This is a genomic window from Kitasatospora sp. NPDC093679 (assembly GCF_040683455.1).
Lineage (GTDB): Bacteria > Actinomycetota > Actinomycetes > Streptomycetales > Streptomycetaceae > Kitasatospora > Kitasatospora arboriphila.
In genome coordinates, this window is record NZ_JBFBDW010000024.1 from 62,150 (window position 1) to 83,377 (window position 21,228).

At 72.9% G+C, this 21,228-nt stretch carries 22 protein-coding genes; 12 read left to right on the plus strand and 10 right to left on the minus strand.

The annotated features are described in order from the left end of the window. Nucleotides 1-4: 4 nt before the first annotated feature. Nucleotides 5-499: a succinate dehydrogenase, hydrophobic membrane anchor protein gene (sdhD, locus tag AB0O09_RS20785; protein WP_363543307.1), complete on the minus strand. Its 495-nt coding sequence runs from the start codon at nucleotides 497-499 to the stop codon at nucleotides 5-7. A gap of 6 nt (nucleotides 500-505) precedes the next feature. Beyond that, on the minus strand, nucleotides 506-883 hold the full coding sequence (sdhC, locus tag AB0O09_RS20790; protein ID WP_344623535.1) for a succinate dehydrogenase, cytochrome b556 subunit: 378 nt from the start codon (nucleotides 881-883) through the stop codon (nucleotides 506-508). A gap of 251 nt (nucleotides 884-1,134) precedes the next feature. Here sdhC and AB0O09_RS20795 point away from each other — a divergent pair, with 251 nt between their 5' ends. Next, a complete protein-coding gene (locus AB0O09_RS20795; protein ID WP_363543309.1) occupies nucleotides 1,135-1,881 on the plus strand; it encodes a hypothetical protein in 747 nt (248 codons plus the stop codon). 68 nt (nucleotides 1,882-1,949) lie between these two features. On the opposite strand, the gene AB0O09_RS20800 is transcribed toward AB0O09_RS20795, so the two are convergent. After that, entirely contained in the window at nucleotides 1,950-2,447 is a 498-nt protein-coding gene (locus AB0O09_RS20800; RefSeq protein ID WP_363543369.1) for a 2-oxo-4-hydroxy-4-carboxy-5-ureidoimidazoline decarboxylase, read from the minus strand. Nucleotides 2,448-2,762: 315 nt separating this feature from the next. Beyond that, the gene (locus AB0O09_RS20805) at nucleotides 2,763-3,506 is read right to left on the minus strand and encodes an SDR family oxidoreductase (RefSeq protein WP_344623537.1); all 744 of its coding nucleotides are present in this window, start codon (nucleotides 3,504-3,506) and stop codon (nucleotides 2,763-2,765) included. 208 nt (nucleotides 3,507-3,714) lie between these two features. Here AB0O09_RS20805 and AB0O09_RS20810 point away from each other — a divergent pair, with 208 nt between their 5' ends. The 8 genes from AB0O09_RS20810 to AB0O09_RS20845 all read left to right on the plus strand — a co-directional run bounded on the left by AB0O09_RS20810 (nucleotide 3,715) and on the right by AB0O09_RS20845 (nucleotide 14,152). After that, nucleotides 3,715-5,295 (plus strand): methylmalonyl-CoA mutase family protein, encoded by a 1,581-nt coding sequence (locus AB0O09_RS20810; protein ID WP_363543311.1) that lies wholly within the window; start codon nucleotides 3,715-3,717, stop codon nucleotides 5,293-5,295. 285 nt (nucleotides 5,296-5,580) lie between these two features. Further along, nucleotides 5,581-6,771, plus strand: a complete 1,191-nt coding sequence (locus tag AB0O09_RS20815; protein WP_363543371.1) for an amidohydrolase — start codon at nucleotides 5,581-5,583, stop codon at nucleotides 6,769-6,771. A gap of 266 nt (nucleotides 6,772-7,037) precedes the next feature. Then, complete coding sequence (locus AB0O09_RS20820; protein WP_363543313.1) at nucleotides 7,038-8,102, plus strand: BMP family ABC transporter substrate-binding protein; 1,065 nt, start codon at nucleotides 7,038-7,040, stop codon at nucleotides 8,100-8,102. A gap of 249 nt (nucleotides 8,103-8,351) precedes the next feature. Next, nucleotides 8,352-9,953 carry an ABC transporter ATP-binding protein gene (locus AB0O09_RS20825; protein WP_363543373.1) on the plus strand — a complete coding sequence of 534 codons (1,602 nt, stop codon included), beginning with the start codon at nucleotides 8,352-8,354 and terminating at the stop codon, nucleotides 9,951-9,953. 3 nt (nucleotides 9,954-9,956) lie between these two features. After that, a complete protein-coding gene (locus AB0O09_RS20830) occupies nucleotides 9,957-11,111 on the plus strand; it encodes an ABC transporter permease (protein WP_363543315.1) in 1,155 nt (384 codons plus the stop codon). Beyond that, nucleotides 11,108-12,373, plus strand: a complete 1,266-nt coding sequence (locus AB0O09_RS20835; RefSeq protein ID WP_363543317.1) for an ABC transporter permease — start codon at nucleotides 11,108-11,110, stop codon at nucleotides 12,371-12,373. Before AB0O09_RS20830 ends, AB0O09_RS20835 begins: the two co-directional genes overlap by 4 nt. Beyond that, nucleotides 12,370-12,765: a cytidine deaminase gene (locus AB0O09_RS20840; protein WP_363543319.1), complete on the plus strand. Its 396-nt coding sequence runs from the start codon at nucleotides 12,370-12,372 to the stop codon at nucleotides 12,763-12,765. The genes AB0O09_RS20835 and AB0O09_RS20840 overlap by 4 nt, the downstream gene beginning before the upstream one ends. 109 nt (nucleotides 12,766-12,874) lie before the next feature. Beyond that, the gene (locus tag AB0O09_RS20845) at nucleotides 12,875-14,152 is read left to right on the plus strand and encodes a thymidine phosphorylase (protein WP_030263185.1); all 1,278 of its coding nucleotides are present in this window, start codon (nucleotides 12,875-12,877) and stop codon (nucleotides 14,150-14,152) included. Between the two features lie 39 nt (nucleotides 14,153-14,191). Here the strand turns inward: AB0O09_RS20845 and AB0O09_RS20850 are convergent, their stop codons facing one another. Together AB0O09_RS20850 and AB0O09_RS20855 are read right to left on the minus strand one after the other, a co-directional pair. Continuing rightward, on the minus strand, nucleotides 14,192-14,746 hold the full coding sequence (locus AB0O09_RS20850) for a Uma2 family endonuclease (protein WP_363543321.1): 555 nt from the start codon (nucleotides 14,744-14,746) through the stop codon (nucleotides 14,192-14,194). A 28-nt stretch (nucleotides 14,747-14,774) separates the two neighbouring features. Next, nucleotides 14,775-16,085 (minus strand): MFS transporter, encoded by a 1,311-nt coding sequence (locus AB0O09_RS20855; RefSeq protein WP_363543322.1) that lies wholly within the window; start codon nucleotides 16,083-16,085, stop codon nucleotides 14,775-14,777. Between the two features lie 63 nt (nucleotides 16,086-16,148). Here AB0O09_RS20855 and AB0O09_RS20860 point away from each other — a divergent pair, with 63 nt between their 5' ends. Beyond that, the gene (locus tag AB0O09_RS20860) at nucleotides 16,149-17,105 is read left to right on the plus strand and encodes a LysR family transcriptional regulator (protein WP_363543324.1); all 957 of its coding nucleotides are present in this window, start codon (nucleotides 16,149-16,151) and stop codon (nucleotides 17,103-17,105) included. A 48-nt stretch (nucleotides 17,106-17,153) separates the two neighbouring features. Here the strand turns inward: AB0O09_RS20860 and AB0O09_RS20865 are convergent, their stop codons facing one another. Together AB0O09_RS20865 and AB0O09_RS20870 are read right to left on the minus strand one after the other, a co-directional pair. Continuing rightward, a complete protein-coding gene (locus AB0O09_RS20865; protein ID WP_344623546.1) occupies nucleotides 17,154-17,555 on the minus strand; it encodes an SRPBCC domain-containing protein in 402 nt (133 codons plus the stop codon). Beyond that, nucleotides 17,552-17,863, minus strand: coding sequence for a metalloregulator ArsR/SmtB family transcription factor (locus AB0O09_RS20870; RefSeq protein WP_363543326.1), 312 nt, complete (start codon nucleotides 17,861-17,863; stop codon nucleotides 17,552-17,554). The genes AB0O09_RS20865 and AB0O09_RS20870 overlap by 4 nt, the downstream gene beginning before the upstream one ends. A 114-nt stretch (nucleotides 17,864-17,977) precedes the next feature. On the opposite strand from AB0O09_RS20870, the gene AB0O09_RS20875 reads away from it, so the two are divergent. Both AB0O09_RS20875 and AB0O09_RS20880 read left to right on the plus strand, forming a co-directional pair. Continuing rightward, the gene (locus AB0O09_RS20875; protein ID WP_363543327.1) at nucleotides 17,978-19,123 is read left to right on the plus strand and encodes an adenosine deaminase; all 1,146 of its coding nucleotides are present in this window, start codon (nucleotides 17,978-17,980) and stop codon (nucleotides 19,121-19,123) included. 221 nt (nucleotides 19,124-19,344) lie between these two features. Beyond that, nucleotides 19,345-19,743, plus strand: coding sequence for a hypothetical protein (locus AB0O09_RS20880; RefSeq protein ID WP_363543329.1), 399 nt, complete (start codon nucleotides 19,345-19,347; stop codon nucleotides 19,741-19,743). Nucleotides 19,744-19,827: 84 nt separating this feature from the next. Here the strand turns inward: AB0O09_RS20880 and AB0O09_RS20885 are convergent, their stop codons facing one another. Next, the gene (locus tag AB0O09_RS20885; RefSeq protein ID WP_263105051.1) at nucleotides 19,828-20,010 is read right to left on the minus strand and encodes a PspC domain-containing protein; all 183 of its coding nucleotides are present in this window, start codon (nucleotides 20,008-20,010) and stop codon (nucleotides 19,828-19,830) included. A gap of 531 nt (nucleotides 20,011-20,541) precedes the next feature. Continuing rightward, nucleotides 20,542-21,192 carry a VanZ family protein gene (locus AB0O09_RS20890; protein WP_363543331.1) on the minus strand — a complete coding sequence of 217 codons (651 nt, stop codon included), beginning with the start codon at nucleotides 21,190-21,192 and terminating at the stop codon, nucleotides 20,542-20,544. Nucleotides 21,193-21,228: the final 36 nt, after the last annotated feature.

The following is a 21,228-nucleotide window of genomic DNA, read 5'->3' on the forward strand; positions in this document are numbered from 1 at the left end:
CCGATTAGATGTTCGGGTCGAAGGTGAAGATCACCAGGGTGCCGAGCAGCACGGTGAACACCGCGGCGGCACCCATGAGGGTCTTCAGCCAGAGCCGAGTGGAGTCCTTCTCGGCGTAGTCGTTGATGACGGTCCGCATGCCGTTGGCACCGTGGAGCATGGCGAGCCACAGCATCAGCAGGTCCCAGCCCTGCCAGAACGGCGAGGCCCAGCGGCCGGCGACGAACGCGAAGCTGATCTTCGATACGCCGCCGTCCAGCACCAGCATGATCAGCAGGTGGCCGAGGATCAGGACGACCAACACGACGCCGGAGAGGCGCATGAACAGCCACGCCAGCATCTCGAAGTTGGTGCGGGTGCGGCGCGGCGTCCTCTTGGTGCGCGTGCGGGCCGGCTCGACGACGAACGCGTCGGCGGGGTTTCCGGTGCCGAGGCCCTGGCCCGTGTGGGCCTGGGCGGCGGGCACGACCAGCTGGTCGACGGGGGTGTCAGAAGCCATTGCGGATCACCCGAACCACGTGCGGAGAGTGTGCTGAAGGATGTGGTAGAACGACGCGGCCATCAGGACGACCCAGACGCCGACGACGGACCAGAGCAGCTGCTTCTGGTACTTGGCGCCCTTCGACCAGAAGTCGACCGCCACGACCCGCAGGCCGTTCAGCGCGTGGAACAGGATGGCGGCCGTCAGGCCGTACTCCATCAGGTTCACGATGGGGTTCTTGTACGTCTCGATGACGGTGTCGTAGTCCTGCGGGGACACACGGACCAGCGCGGTGTCGAGGACGTGCGCGAAAAGGAAGAAGAAGATGAGGACGCCGGTGACTCGGTGAGCCACCCAGCTCCACATGCCTTCCCGGCCGCGGTACAGCGTTCCAGCCGGCACGGAAAACCCTCCGGAAGCGATTGGGGGCTCGGCCGGCTTCGGTGTCGGTCAGCCCGGCCGGGTACGGTCCACCGGCCGCGAGCATCCTATCGACGCGTTGTCGGGAAACGCCTCCGGGGGGCTCAGGTGTGATCAATCAGGCACTCACGGCCTAACGGTTCCGGGAACCATGACAGGCTGTGTCCGGACGGTCGCGCTGCGGTGTGCGCCCGCCCCACTGCCGCCTGCCCGCGCCCACCCGAAGGACCGCCGTGCCCCACCGTCCGACCGCCCTGCTGTGCTGCGCCGCGCTGTTCGCGGCGGGCGGCTGCACCACCGTCTCCGCCTCCGCGGACCGGGTGCCGAAGCCGGCCGGGCACGCCCTGGACGCCGCCGCCCTGCGGGCCGCCGCGGTCACCGGGGCCGACCTCGGCAGCGGGTGGACGGTCACCGTGGCGGCACCGGAACAGGGGAGCGCGGCGCCGCCCGCGGCGCGCGAGGCGGCGGACGTGCCGGAGTGCCAGCCGGTGCTGGACCTGCTCGCCCCGGCGGGCGCGCGCTCCGGCCCGATCGCGGAGGCGGACCTGAACGCGGCCAGGGCCGGCCGCCCCCGGGAGACCGTCCACGCCGGGCTGCTCGCCTTCGAACCGGGCCGGGCGGAGCTCGTCCGCAGCGCGCTGGACCGGCTGTTCCCTCGGTGCCGGGCGTTCCGCTCCACGCCGGCGGCCGGGCCGGCCCGCGGCCCGGCCGGCAAGGGGGCCCCGGCGAAACCGGTGCCGGTGCTGCACCGGTTGCAGCCGTCCGACGCGGCCGTGCCGGAGGGCGTGGACGCGGTGACCGCATTCACCCTGACGGACGAGTCGGGCGGCTCCGCGGTCAGCCGGCGGGTCGTGGTCGCCCGGGTCGGGGCGGCGCTCGCGCTGTTCGTCACGCTCGGCGGCGCCCGCGAACCGGTGCCGGCCCCGGACGAGCGGCTGGTCCGGATGCAGGCGGCGCGGCTGCGGGCCGCACAGCGCTGAGCCCCGCCCCGGCGGACCGGGACGGGGCATCGGGCGGCGGGGCCGTCGGGCGGTGCCGGGCGGCCGGATCAGCGGGCGCCGGCCTCCGCGGAGTGCCGGGTGACCAGGTGCGCGAGGCGCATCAGCGCTATCCGGCGCAGTTCGTCGGCGGCGACCAGGCGCTCCTCGTCCAGGTCGTTGGCGAGCCGGGTACGGATGGAGGTGAGCACGGTGTCGAGCATCTCCTCCGGGTCCACGCCCTCCAGGCAGACGACGAAGACGTGGCCGAACCGCGCCTCGTACGCGGCGTGCGCCGCCCGGAGCGCGGTGTGCGCGGCCTGGCTGCCGGGGGCCCGCATGCCGAGCAGCGGCTGCGGCATCCAGCTCTCGTCCGCCAGGGCCTCGGCGAGGTCGGCGGGGCGCAGGTCGTAGGAGGCCTCGCTGGCCGCCGCGAGCAGGGACTCTATGTCGGGGTAGGGCCGGTGGGCGGTCAGCCGCAGGGCCCACCGGTGGCTGCCGCAGCAGGCGAGCAGGGCCTCCTCGGCGGCGCCGGGCTCGGCCTCGTTGAAGCGGTGCAGCCCGAGCAGGGACGGATCCGTCGAAGCGTCGAGGCGCTGCGGCGGGATGTCGCTGGCCAGCGGGTCCTCCTCGTGAGGGCGGGAAGGGGGGTTGCTCCAGAGACGAAAAGGTAGGTGCTGCGAAGACGCGCGGCGTGACCGGGAAGGAGCCGGGACGGGGAAGAGGGAAGACCGCGGGGCGCGGAGAAGCGCGCCCGCGCCGTGTCTTCACGGTAGTTGAGGGCTCATCAGTTGGGGAGGGAGCGGGCAGAATTCACCCGAACGAGCTATCAAGTTGTGACGTTGACGGTTGCTCGACAGCTCCCTCCCCTCCGGAGGGCGGGCTCAGAGCTCCCGGTGGACCTTGTGGTTGGCCGCCTGCGCGCGGGGGCGGACCACCAGCAGGTCGATGTTGACGTGCGGCGGGCGGGTGACCGCCCAGGAGACCGTGTCCGCGACGTCCTCCGAGGTCAGCGGCTCGGCCACGCCCGCGTACACCGAGGCGGCCTTGTCCTCGTCGCCGCGGAAGCGGGTCACCGCGAAGCCCTCGGACTTCACCATCCCCGGCGCGATCTCGATCACCCGGATCGGCTCGCCGCACAGCTCCAGCCGCAGGGTGGCCGCGATGGTGTGCGCCGCGTGCTTGGCCGCCACGTAGCCGCCGCCGCCCTCGTACGCCGCCATCGCGGCGGTGGAGGACATCACCAGCACCGTGCCGTCGCCGGTGGCCCGCAGCGCCGGCAGCAGCGCCTGGGTCACGTTGAGCACGCCGATCACGTTGACCTCGTACATGGCCCGCCAGTCGGCCGGGTCGCCGCTCTCGACGCTCTCCGCGCCGATCGCGCCGCCGGCGTTGTTGACCAGGACGTCGACCCGGCCGACCTCGGCCGCGAAGGCGTCCACGGCCGCCCGGTCGGTGACGTCCAGGGTGCGGGCGCGGCCGCCGATCTCCTTCGCCAGGGCCTCGATCCGGTCGGTGCGGCGGGCGGTCAGCACCACGTCGAAGCCGTCCGCGGCCAGCCGCCGCGCCGTCGCGGCACCGATGCCGCTGCTGGCGCCGGTGACGACGGCCACCTTCTGCTCGGTCATTGCCCCTCCCGGGGAGAAGTTCCGGTCTGCGGAACCGATCATCCCAGCCCGCCCCGGAGCACCGCCGGGCGGTGCCCCGCCCGCGCCTGCGCCCGGACCCGCGCCCGCGCCTCCGCCCGCGGCGGGCCGCCGCCGGTTAGATTGCGGAGCAGGCCGAAGTCCGTCCGCCCGGGCCGCCGCGTCCGGGCCCCGTGCCCCGGAGGACGCCATGCCGCCCGAGCCCCGCCGGTCCGAGTCCGGGCTGCCGATCGAGCCGGTCTACGGCCCGGAGAGCCTCGCCGGCCGCACCCCGGACGCCCGGCCGGGCGAGTACCCGTTCACCCGCGGCGTGTACCCGACGATGTACACCGGCCGGCCGTGGACGATGCGCCAGTACGCCGGCTTCGGCACCGCGGCCGAGTCCAACGCCCGCTACCGGCGGCTGATCGGCGACGGCACCACGGGTCTGTCCGTCGCCTTCGACCTGCCCACCCAGATGGGCTACGACTCGGACGCGCCGCTCGCGGCCGGCGAGGTCGGCAAGGTGGGGGTGGCGGTCGACAGCGTCGAGGACATGGCCGTGCTGTTCGACGGCATCCCGCTGGGCGGGGTCTCCACCTCGATGACCATCAACGCCCCGGCCGCCGTGCTGCTGCTGCTCTACCAGCTGGTCGGCGAGGCCCAGGGGGTGCCGCCGGCCGCGCTGACCGGCACCGTCCAGAACGACGTGCTCAAGGAGTACATCGCCCGGGGCACGTACATCTTCCCGCCGCGGCCCTCGCTGCGGCTGGTCGCCGACCTCTTCCGGTACTGCCGGGCCGAGGTCCCCCGGTGGAACACCATCTCGATCTCCGGCTACCACATGGCCGAGGCCGGCGCCGATCCCGCGCAGGAGATCGCCTTCACCCTCGCCGACGGCATCGAGTACGTGCGCACGGCGGTCGCCGCGGGGATGGCGGTGGACGACTTCGCCCCGCGGCTCTCCTTCTTCTTCGTCGCCCGCAGCACGCTGCTGGAGGAGGTCGCCAAGTTCCGGGCGGCCCGCCGGATCTGGGCCCGCGTCATGCGCGAGGAGTTCGGCGCGCGGGACCCGCGGTCGCAGATGCTGCGCTTCCACACCCAGACCGCCGGGGTGCAGCTCACCGCCCAGCAGCCCGAGGTCAACCTCGTCCGGGTCACCGTCCAGGCGCTGGCCGCGGTGCTCGGCGGCACCCAGTCGCTGCACACCAACAGCTTCGACGAGGCGATCGCGCTGCCCACCGAGAAGGCCGCCCGGCTGGCGCTGCGCACCCAGCAGGTGCTGGCGTACGAGACCGACGTCACCGCCACGGTCGACCCCTTCGCCGGCTCCTGGGCCGTCGAGCGGATGACCGACGACCTGGAGGAGGCGGTGCTGGCGCTGATGGCCCGGATCGAGGAGCTGGGCGGCGCGGTCGCCGCGATCGAGCAGGGCCACCAGAAGGCGGAGATCGAGCGGACGGCCTACCGCCTCCAGCAGGAGCAGGACGCCGGCACCCGGACGGTGGTCGGCGTGAACCGGTTCCGGCTGGACGCCGAGGAGCCGTACGAGCCGCTGCGGGTGGATCCGGCGATCGAGCAGCAGCAGGCGCGGCGGCTGGCCCGGCTGCGCGCGGAGCGGGACGGCCCGGCGGTCTCCCGCACCCTGGACGGGCTGCGGCGGGCCGCGGAGGGCACGGACAACGTGCTGTACCCGATGAAGGAGGCGCTGGCCGCCCGGGCGACGGTGGGGGAGGTGTGCGACGCGCTGCGCGCCGTGTGGGGCACCCACGCGCCGGTCGAGCGCTTCTGACGCTCCGTCGGGGCGGGCCGGCCGCCCCGACGGGTTCGGTGCAGCCGGGAGCCCGGCCCGCGTGTCCCCGCGGCGGCGGGGTCGTTGCACAGGTCGGTGATCACCCGGGAAGGCGGCTGAATCGGAATGTCATACCCATCTGTGCGGCCGGTATGCACCGAAAGGGGCACGACTTCGTGGGAAGTCGGGCCAAATCCCCCCGCCCGGCCTACTCTTGTTGAGGTGAACGATCCTCAGCCCGTCGATCGGGCCGCCCTCGCCACCGCCGTCCGTGCCGGACGGGACCTGCGCGCCCGGGTACGGGCGCACGAGGCCGAGCTGATCGCCTTCCGCCGCGATCTCCACCGACACCCGGAGCTGGGTCGGCAGGAGTTCCGCACCACCCGCCTCCTGCGCGAGCGGCTGGTCGCGGCCGGCCTGGAGCCGCGGGTGCTGCCGGGCGGCACGGGGATGACGGTGGACGTCGTCCCGCCTGGCACCGCCGAGGGCACCCCGCTGCTGGCGTTCCGGGCGGACATCGACGCGCTGCCGATCGACGACGCCAAGACCGACGTGCCGTACCGCTCGACCCTGCCGGGCCGCGCGCACGCCTGCGGGCACGACGTGCACACCGCGGTGGTGCTGGGCACCGCCCTGGTGCTGGCCGAGGCGGCCCGTACCGGCGGGCTGCGGCAGCCGGTGCGGCTGGTCTTCCAGCCCGCCGAGGAGGTCATGCCCGGGGGTGCGCTGGACGTGATCAAGGCCGGCGGGATGGACGGTGTCGGCCGGATCTTCGCGGTGCACTGCGACCCCAAGGTGGAGGTCGGCCGGATCGGGCTGAAGGTCGGGGCGATCACCTCGGCCTGCGACCGGCTGCTGCTGTCGCTGGACGGCCCCGGGGGCCACACCGCCCGGCCGCACCTGACCACCGACCTGGTCACCGCGGTGGCGCGGATGGCGGCGGACCTGCCCGCCGCGCTGGGCCGCCGGATGGACCCGCGCTGGGGCGTCAGCCTGGTGTTCGGCCGGATCGCCGCCGGCTCCGCGCCCAACGCGATCCCGCAGCACGCGGAGCTGGAGGGCACCGTCCGCTGCCTTGAGCTGGCGGGCTGGCGGGAGGCCCCGGAGATCCTCGACGAGCTGATCGCCCGGATCGCCGAGACCCACCGGGCGAAGTGGACGCTCGACTACCACCGCGGGGTGCCGCCGGTGGTCAACGAGCACACCTCGATCGCCCTGCTGGAGCGGGCGATGACCGACTGCTTCGGCGACGGCGGCGCCCCGGTGGTGGAGGACACCGAGCAGAGCCTCGGCGGCGAGGACTTCTCCTGGTACCTGGAGCACGCGCCGGGCGCGCTGGCCCGCCTCGGGGTGCGGTCCCCGCACGAGAAGGGCGTCCGCGACCTGCACCAGGGCCGGTTCGACGTGGACGAGCGGGCGATCGGCATCGGTGTGGAGCTGTTCTGCGCGATCGCCCTGGAGCACGGGACGGTCTGAGCGCGTACGACCGGGGCCGCGTCGGACCGGTGTCCGGCGCGGCTCGCTCCTGTCGTGGACGCATCGGCGTACTGTGGTGGTCGAAAATCACTCGGTAGTGACATCGCGTTGAGCAAAGGTGGCGATCTGTCCGTATTCGTCCCGGCAGATGACCACATTTTGATAACAACCCGAATGCCTCCGCAGCCCGTAATACAACCGTGTTCTACGCGCGTTACGGTGGCGCTCGACCACGCCAAACGGGTGTGTGAGAAGGAGATACTCCCTTGCGCCGTTCACTGAAGCTCGCCGCGGTAGTGCTCTCGGGTTCCCTGGGCATCGCCTCGCTCGCCGCTTGCGGCGCAAAGAGCACCGACAACAACACCTCGTCCGGCGCCTCCTCCGGCGCCTCCAGCGTCAAGGTCGGCATGGCCTACGACATCGGCGGCCGCGGCGACCAGTCGTTCAACGACTCCGCCGCCCGCGGTCTCGACCAGGCCAAGGACCAGCTGGGTGTCCAGGTCACCGAGGCCGAGGCCAAGACCGGTGAGGCCGAGGCCGACAAGGAGGCCCGCCTCAAGTCGCTGGTCAGCGCCGGCTACAACCCGGTCATCGCCGTCGGCTTCGTGTACCAGGCGGCCGTCGAGAAGATCGCCAAGGAGAACCCGAACGTCAAGTTCGCGATCATCGACTCGGCCTCCGACACCCAGCCGAGCAACGTCACCTCGCTGACCTTCTCGGAGCAGGAGGGCTCGTACCTCGCCGGCGTCGCCGCCGCCTCCAAGAGCAAGGCCAAGCACATCGGCTTCATCGGCGGCGTGCAGTCCGAGCTGATCAAGAAGTTCGAGGCCGGTTACAAGGCGGGCGCCAAGTCCGTCGACCCGAACATCGTGGTCGAGACCACCTACCTCACCACCCCGCCGGACTTCAGCGGCTTCAACGACCCGGGCAAGGGCAAGGAAGCGGCTCAGGGCCAGCTGGACAAGGGCGCGGACGTCATCTACTCCGCCGCCGGCTCCTCCGGCAACGGCTCGATCGAGGCCGTCGCCAGCAAGGGCAAGTGGGCCATCGGCGTCGACTCCGACCAGGCCAACCAGCCGGCGCTGTCGAAGTACAAGGCCAACATCCTGACCTCCATGGTCAAGAACGTGAACGTGGCCGTCTTCGACTACATCAAGGCGTACAAGGACGGCAACCCGCTGACCGGCGTCAAGAACTTCGACCTGAAGGCCGAGGGTGTCTCGCTGGCCCAGACCGGCGGCTTCCTGAAGGACATCCAGCCGAAGATCGACGCCGCCACCCAGGCGATCACCTCCGGCGCCACCAAGATCCCCACCACCCCGGAGAACTGATCCGACGCTCCTGACCACCGCCACCTGCCGGCGGTGCCACCGGGGCCGACGAACATCACCGGAGGGCCCGGCGGGGCGCGCAGGACGCGTCCCCGCCGGGCCCCGCCCGTTCCACCCACAGACAGAACACCAGGCACTCCGGCGCAACGGTGCGCACGACGACTTCAGGAGATCGCCATCACCGCTTCCGATCCCGCCCTCGACCAGGGCGGCACCCCCAGCGCGGGGACGGCGACACCGGCCGTCGAACTGCGCGGCATCACCAAGCGCTTCCCCGGCGTCGTGGCCAACCACGACATCGACATCACCGTGCGACGCGGCACCGTGCACGCCCTCATGGGCGAGAACGGCGCCGGCAAGTCCACCCTGATGAAGATCCTCTACGGCATGCAGCGGCCGGACGAGGGCACCATCGCCATCAACGGCAAGCAGGTCCAGCTCACCACCCCGGCCGACGCGATCGACCTCGGCATCGGCATGGTGCACCAGCACTTCATGCTCGCGGACAACCTGACCGTCTGGGAGAACATCGTCCTCGGCGGCGAGAAGCTCCACGGCATGGGCGGCAAGGCCAAGGCGAAGATCCAGGAGATCTCCGACCAGTACGGTCTGGGCGTGCGCCCGGACGCCCTGGTCGAGGACCTGGGTGTCGCCGACCGGCAGCGCGTGGAGATCCTCAAGGTCCTCTACCGCGGCGCGAACATCCTGATCCTCGACGAGCCGACCGCCGTCCTCGTGCCGCAGGAGGTGGACGCGCTCTTCGACAACCTCCGCGAGCTCAAGGCGGAGGGCGTCACCGTCATCTTCATCTCCCACAAGCTGCACGAGGTGCTCGCCGTCGCCGACGCGATCAGCGTCATCCGCCGCGGCACCACCGTGGGCGACGCCGACCCCAAGACGGTCACCGCCCGCCAGCTCGCCGAGATGATGGTCGGCGCCGAGCTCCCCTCGCCGGAGAGCCGAGAGTCGACCGTCACCGCGGACGAGATGCTCGGTGTGAACAGCCTGCGGATCGCCAAGACCGACGCCGAGGGCATCGAGCGCGTCGTCCTCGACGACGTCTCGCTGAGCATCCGCCGCGGCGAGGTGCTGGGCATCGCCGGCGTCGAGGGCAACGGCCAGGCCGAGCTCGTCGAGGCGATCATGGGCATGATCCCGCTCGACGCGGGCACCGTGACGCTGGACGGCAAGGACGTCACCACCGAGCTCACCCGCGCCCGCCGCGAGGCCGGCATCGGCTACATCCCCGAGGACCGCCACCGGCACGGCCTGCTGCTGGAGGCCCCGCTCTGGGAGAACCGCATCCTCGGCCACGTCACCGAGACGCCCAACTCCAAGGGCGTCCTGCTCGACCCGGCCGGAGCCCGCAAGGACACCCAGCGGATCGTCGAGGAGTACGACGTCCGCACCCCCGGCATCGAGGTCACCGCGGCCTCCCTCTCCGGCGGCAACCAGCAGAAGCTGATCATCGGCCGCGAGATGAGCCACAACCCGAAGCTGCTGGTCGCGGCCCACCCGACCCGCGGCGTCGACGTCGGTGCACAGGCCCAGATCTGGGACCAGATCCGCAAGGCCCAGCGCGAGGGCCTCGCGGTGCTGCTGATCTCCGCCGACCTGGACGAGCTGATCGGTCTCTCCGACACGATCCGGGTGATCTACCGCGGCCGCCTGGTCGCCGACGCCGACCCGGCCACCGTCACCGCCGAGGACCTCGGCACCGCGATGACCGGCGCCGCCCGCGGCCACATCGAGTCCGAGCCCGACGCCGTCGCCGATGAGAAGGCGGTCGCCGCCGAGGGCACCGAGGCCGCGTCCGACCGTTCCGCCGACGACACGCAGGCGGGGGAGTAATCCATGACCAGTCCCAACCCGCCCGCCAAGCGCTCGTTCGCCTCGCGGTTCGACGCCGAGAAGATCGTTCTCGCGCTGGCCGCCCCGGTGCTGGCCGTCCTGCTCTCGGTGGCGATCTGCTCCGTCCTGCTGGCGGTCTCCGGCAAGGACCCGTTCGACGCCTTCGACGTGATGATCCGGTACGGCACCGCCTCCGACGGCCAGGTGCTGACCCTCAACCGGGCCACCGTCTACTACATCGCCGGTTGTGCCGCGGCGTTCGGCTTCCGGATGAACCTGTTCAACATCGGCGTCGAGGGCCAGTACCGCCTCGGCGTGCTGTTCGCCGCCTACGTCGGCAGCGTCGTCGACCTGCCGTCCTTCATCCAGATCCCGCTGCTGCTGGTCACCGCCATGCTCGTCGGCGGTCTGTGGGCCAGCGTCGCCGGTGTGCTGAAGGTCTACCGCGGCGTCAGCGAGGTCATCTCGACCATCATGCTGAACGCGATCGCCACCGCCGTCGTCGGCCTGCTGCTCATCCCGGGCCGCTTCGCCCCGGCGAAGAGCGCCAACGCCAACGCGATCCAGACCGCCCCGGTCTCCGAGTCGAGCCACTTCTTCTCGATCGAGACCGCCGGCGGCACGCTCTGGGGCTTCATCTTCGTCGCGATCCTGATCGGCGTGCTGTTCCAGTTCACCCTGACCCGCACCCGGTTCGGCTTCGACCTGCGCGCCACCGGCCGCTCGGAGACCGCCGCCAAGGCGTCCGGTGTCAACGTCAAGCGCATGGTGCTGACCAGCATGGCGGTGTCCGGTGCCATCGCCGGCCTCATCGGCATCCCGGAGCTGCTGCAGAGCTCGTTCTACTTCGGTCAGAGCATCCAGCTGAACCTGGGCTTCATCGGCATCTCGGTGGCCCTGCTCGGCCGCAACAGCCCGATCGGCATCGCCTTCTCGGCCCTGTTGTTCGCCTTCCTCGACGTCTCCGGCACGCAGCTGCCGCTGCAGGGCAACTACCCGCAGGAGATCGTCCTCGTCATGCAGGGCACCATCGTCATCTGCGTCGTCGTTGCCTACGAGCTGGTGCGCCGCTACGGCCTCAAGCGCCAGCAGCAGAAGGTCGGCGCCGAGCTCGCCGCCCAGGCCGCCGCGGCCGCCAACAAGGAGGTTGCCGCGTGAGCACCGCCACCACCGCCCGGCCGAAGACGCCGGGCGCCCCGACGAAGAAGTCGAAGCTCACCTGGCCGATCGTGCTGCTGCTGATCGCGGGCGCGCTCGTCCTGGTCTCCGCCGTCGGCGCGGCCACCGGCAACCACGGCCTGACCGCCTCCGGCCAGGTCAACGCCGCCCTCGGCGCGGCCGTCCCGATCGCGATGGCCGGCCTCGGCGGTCTGTGGTCGGAGCGGGCCGGCGTGGTCAACATCGGCCTCGAAGGCATGATGGTCGCCGGCACCTTCTGCGGCGCCTGGGTGGGCTTCCTGGTCAACCCCTGGGTCGGCCTGCTCGCCGGCATGGCCGGCGGCGCGCTCGGCGGCCTGCTGCACGCGCTGGTCACCGTCACCTTCGGCGTCGACCACATCGTCTCCGGCGTCGGCATCAACCTGCTGATCCCGGGCATCTGCGCCTACGTGAACCGGATCTACTACCGGGACTACGTGGCCAACGGCGCGGGCGCCAACCAGTCGCCGCCGGCCGACTCGCTGCCGAACATCACGATCCCCGGGCTGTCGGACTGGCTGGCCGACGTCGAGAAGCACCACTGGTTCCTGGTCTCGGACGTGGCGGGCATCGTCGGCGGCGTGGTCACCGACCTGTCGGTGGTCATCGTGATCGCCGCCGCGCTGATCGTCGCCAGCTACTTCCTGCTCTGGCGCACCGTCTTCGGCCTGCGCCTGCGCTCCTGCGGCGAGAACCCGACCGCCGCCGAGACGCTGGGCGTCAACGTCTACAAGTACAAGTACTTCGCGGTCGTCGCCTCGGGCGCGTTCGCCGGCCTCGCCGGTGCGTACCTGTCGCTGGTCGCGGCGCACTTCTACAAGGACGGCCAGACCCAGGGCCGGGGCTTCATCGGCCTCGCCGCGATGATCTTCGGCAACTGGATGCCGGGCGGCCTCGCCATCGGCTCGGGCCTGTTCGGCTTCACCGACAGCCTCCAGCTGCGCGACGCGGACAACGTCCACGTGCTGCTGCTGGTGATCGCGCTGGCCATGGGCCTGCTCGCGATGTGGCACGGCTACCGCCGCAAGTACACCACCGCGGTGATCAGCCTGGTGGTCGCCGGCGGCCTCGGCCTCTGGTTCGCGCTGACCGACTCGGTGGAGCGCCCGCTGATCGTGGCCACCCCGTACGTGATCACGCTGGTCGTGCTCGCGCTGGCCTCGCAGCGCCTGCGTCCGCCGAAGGCCGACGGTCAGATCTACCGCAAGGGCGAAGCCAAGTGACGACCGCACCCGCGCCCGACTGGGAGACGCTGCGGGAGGCGGCGCGCGGCGCCATGGCGCACGCGTACGCCCCCTACAGCAAGTTCCCGGTCGGGGCGGCGGCCCTGGTCGACGACGGTCGGATCGTCACCGGCTGCAACGTGGAGAACGCCTCGTACGGACTCGGCCTGTGCGCCGAGTGCGGCCTGGTCTCCGCGCTGCACGCCAGTGGCGGCGGCCGGCTGACGGCCTTCACCTGCGTGGACGGGGCCGGCAGCCTCTTGATGCCGTGCGGCCGCTGCCGGCAGCTGCTGTACGAGCACGGCGGCCCCGAGCTGCTGGTGGACCTGCCGTCCGGGGTGAAGACCATGGACGAGGTCCTGCCGGACGCCTTCGGGCCGGAGCGGCTCTAGCACCTCCCGTTGTTACGCGCGTAGAGTGTCGCGGAGGGGCCCGTTCGGGGCCCGCCGCGGCACTCTTCGCATTCCTGCACCTGAGCACCCTGCACCTCTTGGAGACCCCATGGACGCCCCCTCCGTCATCAGGACCAAGCGCGACCGCGGAGAGCTGACCGACGGCCAGATCGACTGGGTCATCGACGCCTACACCCGCGGCGAGGTCGCCGACGAGCAGATGTCGGCCCTGGCCATGGCCATCCTGCTGAACGGCATGAACCTCCGCGAGATCAGCCGCTGGACGGACGCGATGATCCGCTCCGGCGTCCGGATGGACTTCTCCTCGCTCGGCGTGCCCACCTCCGACAAGCACTCCACCGGCGGCGTCGGCGACAAGATCACCCTGCCGCTCGCCCCGCTGGTCGCCGCCTGCGGCGCCGCCGTCCCGCAGCTCTCCGGCCGCGGCCTCGGCCACACCGGCGGCACCCTCGACAAGCTGGAGTCGATCCCCGGCTGGCGCGCCCTGCTCTCCAACGAGGAGATGCTCCAGGTCCTCAACGACACCGGCGCCGTCATCTGCGCCGCCGGCGACGGCCTCGCCCCCGCCGACAAGAAGCTCTACGCGCTGCGCGACGTCACCGGCACCGTCGAGGCGATCCCGCTGATCGCCTCCTCGATCATGTCGAAGAAGATCGCCGAGGGCACAGGGGCGCTCGTCCTCGACGTCAAGGTCGGCTCCGGCGCCTTCATGAAGAACCTCGCCGACGCCCAGGAGCTCGCCCGCACCATGGTCGGCCTCGGCAAGGCGGCCGGCGTCAACACCGTCGCCCTGCTCACCGACATGTCCACCCCGCTCGGCCTCACCGCCGGCAACGCGCTGGAGGTCCGCGAGTCCGTCGAGGTGCTGGCCGGCGGCGGCCCCGCCGACGTCGTCGAGCTCACCCTGGCGCTCGCCCGCGAGATGCTCGACGCGGCCGGCGTGCACGGCAAGGACCCGGCCGACGCGCTGCGGGACGGCTCCGCGATGGACCACTGGCGCCGCATGATCGCCGCCCAGGGCGGCGACGTCGACGCCCCGCTGCCGGTCGCCCGCGAGCAGCACGTGATCACGGCCCCGGCCTCCGGCGTGCTCACCGCCCTCGACGCCTACGCCGTCGGCGTCTGCGCCTGGCGCCTGGGCGCCGGCCGCGCCCGCAAGGAGGACCCGGTGCAGGCCGGCGCCGGCGTCGAGATGCACGCCAAGCCCGGTGACACCGTGGTGGCCGGCCAGCCGCTGCTGACCCTGCACACCGACACCCCCGAGCGCTTCGACTACGCGATCGAGGCCCTCAAGGACGGCGTCACGGTCGCCCCCGAGGGCACCGCCTTCACCCCGAACCCGATCGTCCTCGACCGCATCGCCTGACGCACCTCACCTCCGGGGCTGCCGGCGCCCGCCTGCCCGTCAGGCGTACGTCAGCAGCCCCGAGGTGTCGACCCGCCAGGGGCCGACGCTCACCGTGTCGCCGAACACGAAGTGCGTCCGCGAGGCGTATCCGGGCTCGTCGTGCACGATGCCGGTGCCCTTGCGGGGGTCGACCAACAGGTAGAGCGGGATGCCCATGGCCGCGTAGTCGCGGACCTTGGCCTCGTAGTCGTTCTCCGGGTTGGACTCGGAGACGATCTCGACCACGAGCAGCACCTCGTGGGGCAGTACGGCGGGCTGTTCCCCTTCCAGGGTGGCTTCGGGGAAGACCATGAGATCCGGGCAGCGCAGCCGGCCGAGGCCCACATCCTCCAGGTCGGCGCCGGGGTGGGCGACGAAGCCGGGGTGGGTGTCGGGGAGCTGGGCATTGAGCTGGCGGGCGATCCGGTGCACGGCCAGTTCGTGACGCTTCACGGGCGACATCATCATGACGATCTCGCCGTTCGCGATCTCGACCTTCCCTATCCCCGGGACCTTCGGCAGCCGAGCCGCGATCTCGCGCAGCCGGGCGTATACAGCCGGGTCGATGCTCATGCCCGGAGTTTAGCTTCGCTCCTCTTCGTCAGCGGGCCGTGGCGAGGGTGCGGCGTTCGACGACCGCGCGACGGGTGGCGTAGAGGGTGATGCCGGCCGCCAGGGTCATCGCGCACAGGCCCACGGCCGCGGCGCCGGACCAGCCGGTGGCGTGGTAGGCGTCGGCGCCGATCGTGCCGCCGAGGCTGTTCCCGAGGTAGTAGGCGATCAGGTAGAGCGCCGAGGCCTGGGCGCGGCCCTCGGTGGCGGTGCGGCCGACCGCCGAGGAGGCGGTGGCGTGACCGGCGAAGAACCCGGCCGTGATCAGCACGAGCCCGGCCAGGGCGGCCACCAGCGAGCCGGAGAGCGAGAGCAGCAGGCCCGCGGTGGTGAGGCCGATCGCCGTGTAGAGGGTGCCGCGGCGGCCCAGCCGGCCGACCAGCTTCCCGGCGGAGGCCGAGGAGACCGTGCCGACCAGGTAGACCACGAAGATCGAGGCGGCCACCGACTGCGGCAGGTCGAACGGCGCGGCGACCAGCCGGTACCCGACGGTGTTGTAGACGGCGCCGAACACCGCCATGAAGAGCAGCCCCAGGGCGTACAGCCGCAGCAGCAGCGGGTTGCGCAGGTGCCCGCCGACGGTGCGGGCGAGCGCGCGGGCGTCCACCCGGGCCGGGGTGAAGTGGCGGGCCGCCGGGATCAGCGCACGGAAGGCGAGCACCGACAGCAGCGCCAGCAGGGCCGAGACGGCAAGGCCCCAGCGCCAGCCCCAGGCGGCCGCGGCCCAGCCGGAGACCAGCCGTCCGCTCATCCCGCCGATCGAGTTGCCGGCCACGTACAGCCCCATCGCCGAGGCCAGCGCGGTCGGGTGGACCTCCTCCGCGAGGTAGGCCATCGCCGTGGCGGGCAGCCCGGCGAGCGCCGCGCCCTGGAGGACCCGCAGCACCACCAGGGTGGTGAGGTCCGGGGCGAACGGCAGCGCCAGCGCCAGCACGGCGGCGGAGGCGATCGAGACCGACATCACCGCGGTGCGCCCGAACCGGTCGGACAGCGCACTGGCGGGCAGCAGCGCGAGGGCCAGTCCCAGGGTGGCGGCGGACGCCGTCCAGCTGGCCTGACCGGGAGTCAGGTCGAGGTCGGCGGAGAGGATCGGCAGCAGGCCCTGCGTGGAGTACAGCAGGACGAAGGTGGCCACACCCGCGGCGAACAGGGCCAGGTTGGCGCGCCGGAAGGCGCGGTCCCCCGGCCGGAGGCGGCGGTCGGCGGCCGCTGCGGAGGCGGCATCGGCGGCGGAAGGGGACGACGGTGTGAGGGCACCCGGCAGCGTGGCTGCGGATGCCCCGGTACTGGCGGGCGACATGGCTCGAACGTAGGCCCCGCACGGCTGATGCGTCCAATACATGAATCGTGGAGAATCCATGCCATGACGCATGACAGCAGCTCACCGCCGCTGCGCCTGGCCGAGCTCGATCCGGAGTCGGCCGTGGTCCGCCTCACACCCCAGCTGGCGCAGTTCGCCGCGGTCGCACGGCTGGAGCACGTCACCCAGGCCGCGCAGTCGCTCGGGATGCCGCAGCCGACGCTCTCCCGGTCGGTGGCCCGGCTGGAGGCCGAACTCGGCGTGGACCTGCTGGCCCGTCAGGGCCGGACGGTACGGCTGACCCGGGCGGGCCGTCTGCTGCTCACCTCCGTCGAGCGGGCGCTCGCCGAACTGGAACGCGGCGCCGAGGCGGCCCGGGCCGAGGCCGACCCCGCGGCGGGCCGGGTGGCGTTCGGCTTCCTCCACACCATGGGGACGGAGGCGGTGCCCGCGCTGCTGCGGGACTTCCGCGCCTCCCACCCACGGGTCCGCTTCCAACTGGTCCAGGACTACGTGGCGGCGATGCTGGAACGGCTGCGGGCCGGCGAACTCGACCTGTGCCTGGTCTCGCCGCTGCCGGACGCCCCCGACCTCACCGCCCGGCACCTGGACGAGCAGCGGCTGCCGCTGGCCGTCCCGGCCGACCACCGGCTCGCCGGCCGGCGCCGGATCCGGCTCGCCGAGGTCGCCGAGGAACCGTTCGTCGCGGTGGAGGAGGGGTACGGGCTGCGCGTGATCACCGACGGCTTCTGCGCGGAGGCCGGCTTCGCACCGCGGATCGCCTTCGAGGGCGAGGAGGCGGAGACGCTGCGCGGGCTGGTCGCGGCCGGGCTGGGCGTGGCACTGCTGCCGCCGGCGCTGGTGCCCCGGCCGGGCGTGGTGGAACTGGAGGTGACGGCACCGCGGACCCGCCGGGCGATCGGGCTGGCCTGGGTGTCGGGGCGGCCGCTCACTCCGCCGGCGGCGGCCTTCCGCGACTTCGTGCTGTCGCGCAGGGGCGCGCTGCTGGGGCGGCACTGAGGAGTGCCCCTTCGAGGAGGGCGCCCATGAAGGGGCTGATCCCGTACGTCAGGCGAGGACCGTGTCGAGGCGGGCGAGGACGCCCGGCCAGCCCTTGCCCATGCCGTCGAGGGCGGTGCGGCCCATAGGGGAGTCGAGGTCGAAGCCGGCGTGTTCGAGGAAGAGCCGGGTGCCGCGGCCCTCGGGGACGAGCCGCCAGGTGACGGTGGTGTCGAGGCTGCCCTCGGCGAAGGTGTAGCGCAGCAGCCGCTCCTCCTCGACGGCCGTCACCTCGCACGGCTGGCTGCCCCAGGGGCCCATGTCCAGGCTGAAGCGGTGCCCGACGACCGGCCGCACGTCGCCGGCCGCCCACCAACGGGCGTGCAGTTCGGGGTCGGTGAGGGCGCGCCAGACGGCGGCGGGCGGGTGCGGCAGGAAGCGGTCGCAGTGGATCGTGTCGGAGTCGGTCACGGTCTCTCCTCGTCGAGCAGGTCGCTGAGGGCGCGCAGCCGGTCGCGCCAGTAGTGTTCGAACGGATGCAGCCAGTCCCCGACCTCGGCGAGGGGGCCCGCGTCGAGGTGGTACCAGCGCTGCCGGCCGCGGGGCTCCTCGCGGACGAGCCCGGCCTGCCGCAGCAGCTGGAGGTGTTCGGAGACCGCCGGCCGACTGAGGTCGAAGAGGCCCGCCAGGTCGTTGACCGGGCGCGGGCCGTCCAGCAGGGCCGCGAGCAGGGCGCGCCGCACGGGGTTGGCGAGCGCGCCGAAGACGTCGGTTGCCATGCCCCGAAGATACGTCGGGTTTTTCCGACGCGTCAAGCGTCGGAAAATTCCGACATGGCGACACGCCCGGCGATCCGAGTAGGAATCTACGCGCGTAGGAGCTACACTCCCGCAATGGAGAAGCAGATCCCTGCCACCGCGGGCACCACTGGCCCCCGCATTCCCACCGCCGAACAGATCGCCCGTGCTCCCAAGGTGCTCCTGCACGACCACCTGGACGGCGGCCTGCGCCCCGAGACGGTCGTCGAGCTCGCCGCCGCGTGCGGCTACGAGGGGCTCCCCACCACCGACCCGGTCAAGCTCGGCGAGTGGTTCCGCGAGGCCGCCGACTCCGGCTCGCTGGTCCGCTACCTGGAGACCTTCGCCCACACCTGCGCCGTCATGCAGACCCGCGAGGCGCTGATCAAGGTCGCCGCCGACTGCGCCGAGGACCTCGCCGCCGACGGCGTCGTCTACGCCGAGGTCCGGTACGCCCCCGAGCAGCACCTGGAGGCCGGGCTCACCCTCGACCAGGTCGTCGAGGCCGTCAACGAGGGCTTCCGGCTCGGCGAGGCCAACGCCCGCGCCGCCGGCCACCGCATCCGGGTCGGCACCCTGCTGACCGCGATGCGCCACGCCGCCCGCTCCACCGAGATCGCCGAGCTCGCCAACCGCTACCGCGACCAGGGCGTGGTCGGCTTCGACATCGCCGGCGCCGAGGCGGGCCACCCGCCCACCCGGCACCAGGCCGCCTTCGACTACCTCAAGGGCGAGAACAACCACTTCACCATCCACGCGGGCGAGGCCTTCGGCCTGCCGTCGATCTGGGAGGCCCTGCAGTGCTGCGGCGCCGACCGGCTCGGCCACGGCGTCCGGATCGTCGACGACATCACCGTCGGCGAGGACGGCGCGGTGCAGCTCGGCCGGCTCGCCGCGTACGTCCGCGACAAGCGCGTCCCGCTGGAGATGTGCCCCACCTCCAACCTGCAGACCGGTGCCGCCGACTCCTACGCCGAGCACCCGATCGGCCTGCTCAGCCGGCTGAAGTTCCGCGTCACCGTCAACACCGACAACCGGCTGATGAGCGGCACCAGCATGAGCCGCGAGTTCGAGCACCTCGTCGACGCCTTCGGCTACACCCTGGGCGACATGGAGTGGTTCACCGTCAACGCCATGAAGTCGGCCTTCCTGCCCTTCGACGAGCGCCTCGCCATGATCAACGACGTGATCAAGCCGGGCTACGCCGAGCTCAAGGCGGAGTGGCTGTTCGCCGGCGCCTGAGCCGGAGGGCCGGACGCGTCCGGATCTCCGGTCGGGGCGGGGCCGTCGCCGGGGCCCCGCCCCGACCGGTTGTCTGACTAATCAGTCCTGTGGGTGACGCTCCGTTGATCCGCATTCGATGTTCTCACTACGGTGTGCCAGTCACTGTTGACCCGGTGTGACGACGGGCGCTCCCCGGAACGGCCGTACCACGGGCACCGACGAGAACCGAGGACCAACGCATGAAGCAGGCAACTCTGAAGGCCGCAGGCACCGCCGCTCTGGGCGTCGCGATCGCCGCCGTGGCCGCAGGCACCGCCTCCGCGGCCGCCCCCGGCGGGCTCGGTCTCCCGACCAGCGCGCTGACCAACCCCGGTCTGACCGGCGCGGTGCCCGGTGCCGTTCAGAAGGTGCCCGGCGGCAGCGAGGTCACCCAGGCCGTCGGCACCCTCAACCCCGAGGTCGGCGGCAAGCTGACCCCCGCCGCGGAGGCGCCGGCCGCCGACGCCGCCGCGGACCGCGCGCTGCCGCCCGTCCCGGGCGCCCAGGGCCTGGAGAAGACCCCGGTCGGCGGCGTGCTCGGCACGGTCGGCGGCCTCGGCGCGGGCCCCGGCGGCGCCCTGCCCGGCATCGGCGGCTGACACCGGCCGCAGCCGGTCGGCCGGCACGGCACGGAAACGGCGAAGGGCCGCCCCCGCGGTGCGGGGGCGGCCCTTCGCCGTGCCTCACGGCTCCTGCGGGAGCAGCAGCCAGAGCGCCAGGTAGATCAGGAACTGCGGGCCGGGCAGCAGGCAGGACAGCAGGAAGATGATCCGCACGGTCCACGGGGCGAGGCCGAAGCGCTTGGCCAGCCCGGCGCAGACGCCGGCGATGACGCGGTTGTGGCGGGGGCGGGCGAGCGTGCTCATGGGGTGGCTCCCGGGTCGCGGGCCCGGTCCGGTCCGTCCGGCGGGCATGGGTCCATCCTGCTCGGCCGGGCCGTTGGAAACGTCAGCCCCGATAGTGATCCACGCCCCTGACCTCTCACCGGGGCGGCGGACGCCGCTCTCAGGGTCCCCCTCAGGGCCGCCCCCGAGACGCACGGCCGGCCGGGGTGCCGACGGGCCCGTGGGAGAGGCTCGTCCGGGCCCGGTCGCGGGCGGCCGCGTGGGCGGCGCCGGCGGCAGGTTCGCGGTGGGGAAGCGGCGTTGCCGGGCCGCGGCGGAAGCCGGGTTCGCTCGCGCGGGCCCGCGGGGGCGGCTCGTGCGGGTTCGCGGGGGCGGCTCGTGCGGGTTCGGGAACCAAGGCGTGGCGCCGGGTCGCGGGCGGCCGCGTGGGCGCCGCCGGCGGCAGGGCCGCGGTGCGGGAACGGTCTCACCGGGCCGGGGCAGGAGCCGGGTCCGTCCGGACAGGCCGTGCGCCGCCGCCGGGACGCGCCCGCCGGCCGTGCCGCGCGGGTGTCACCGGACGGTGGGGCTGCCCGGGGTGGTGAGGCGGCCCAGCGGGGCGGCCGGGGAGGCGAGTTCGTAGGTGCGGTGGTGCGGCTGCGCGGCCGGGAGGGCGGCGCGGCGCCGGCGGCGGGCCCGCAGCCGGAGCAGGGCGCGGGCGGCCGGCACCAGCAGCAGGTGGCAGGCGGCCGCACCGGCCGTGCCGAGGATGATGTCGTCGACGTTCAGCACGTGGCCCGGGGTCCAGCTCTTCAGGATCTCCAGCCCGGTCGCCAGCAGGGCGGCTCCGCCGACGGTGCGCAGGAAGGACGGCAGCACGGGCGTGCGCAGCCGGCCGACCGCGATCGGCAGCAGCACCCCGAACGGGGCGAGCGGCAGGATGCCGGCCGCGAGCTGCCGGGCCCCGGCGTAGCCGCCGAGCGCGAGCGCCCGGTCGACGGAGGCCAGCGGGGTCAGGTTGGCCGGGTAGGTCCAGTTCACCGCGTTGGGCGTCAGCACCAGCCAGGCGAGCAGCACCGCATAGCCGGCCAGCAGGAGCCGTGCGGTCGTCCGCAGCGTGCGGCAGGCCTCCGGCGGCTGGGTCCGACCGGTCGGCCCGGTGTCCTCGATCGGGTCGTCCCCGGCCGCTGCGCCGGTGCGGGTGGTGGTGCCATGTCGGTGCACAACCGGGTGGACGCGGTCTCGGCCGCGGACGGTTCC

Bases quoted from the DNA above. Each gene is read 5' to 3' on its own strand.
- AB0O09_RS20870 (WP_363543326.1), bottom strand. From the start codon at position 17,863: ATGGCAACCGACGTCTTCGGCGCGCTCGCCAACCCCGTGCGGCGCGCC.
- AB0O09_RS20850 (WP_363543321.1), bottom strand. From the start codon at position 14,746: ATGAGCATCGACCCGGCTGTATACGCCCGGCTGCGCGAGATCGCGGCT.
- AB0O09_RS20855 (WP_363543322.1), bottom strand. From the start codon at position 16,085: ATGTCGCCCGCCAGTACCGGGGCATCCGCAGCCACGCTGCCGGGTGCC.
- sdhD (WP_363543307.1), bottom strand. From the start codon at position 499: ATGGCTTCTGACACCCCCGTCGACCAGCTGGTCGTGCCCGCCGCCCAG.
- AB0O09_RS20830 (WP_363543315.1), top strand. From the start codon at position 9,957: ATGACCAGTCCCAACCCGCCCGCCAAGCGCTCGTTCGCCTCGCGGTTC.
- AB0O09_RS20845 (WP_030263185.1), top strand. From the start codon at position 12,875: ATGGACGCCCCCTCCGTCATCAGGACCAAGCGCGACCGCGGAGAGCTG.
- AB0O09_RS20885 (WP_263105051.1), bottom strand. From the start codon at position 20,010: ATGAGCACGCTCGCCCGCCCCCGCCACAACCGCGTCATCGCCGGCGTC.
- AB0O09_RS20805 (WP_344623537.1), bottom strand. From the start codon at position 3,506: ATGACCGAGCAGAAGGTGGCCGTCGTCACCGGCGCCAGCAGCGGCATC.
- AB0O09_RS20880 (WP_363543329.1), top strand. From the start codon at position 19,345: ATGAAGCAGGCAACTCTGAAGGCCGCAGGCACCGCCGCTCTGGGCGTC.
- AB0O09_RS20810 (WP_363543311.1), top strand. From the start codon at position 3,715: ATGCCGCCCGAGCCCCGCCGGTCCGAGTCCGGGCTGCCGATCGAGCCG.
- AB0O09_RS20875 (WP_363543327.1), top strand. From the start codon at position 17,978: ATGGAGAAGCAGATCCCTGCCACCGCGGGCACCACTGGCCCCCGCATT.
- AB0O09_RS20860 (WP_363543324.1), top strand. From the start codon at position 16,149: ATGACGCATGACAGCAGCTCACCGCCGCTGCGCCTGGCCGAGCTCGAT.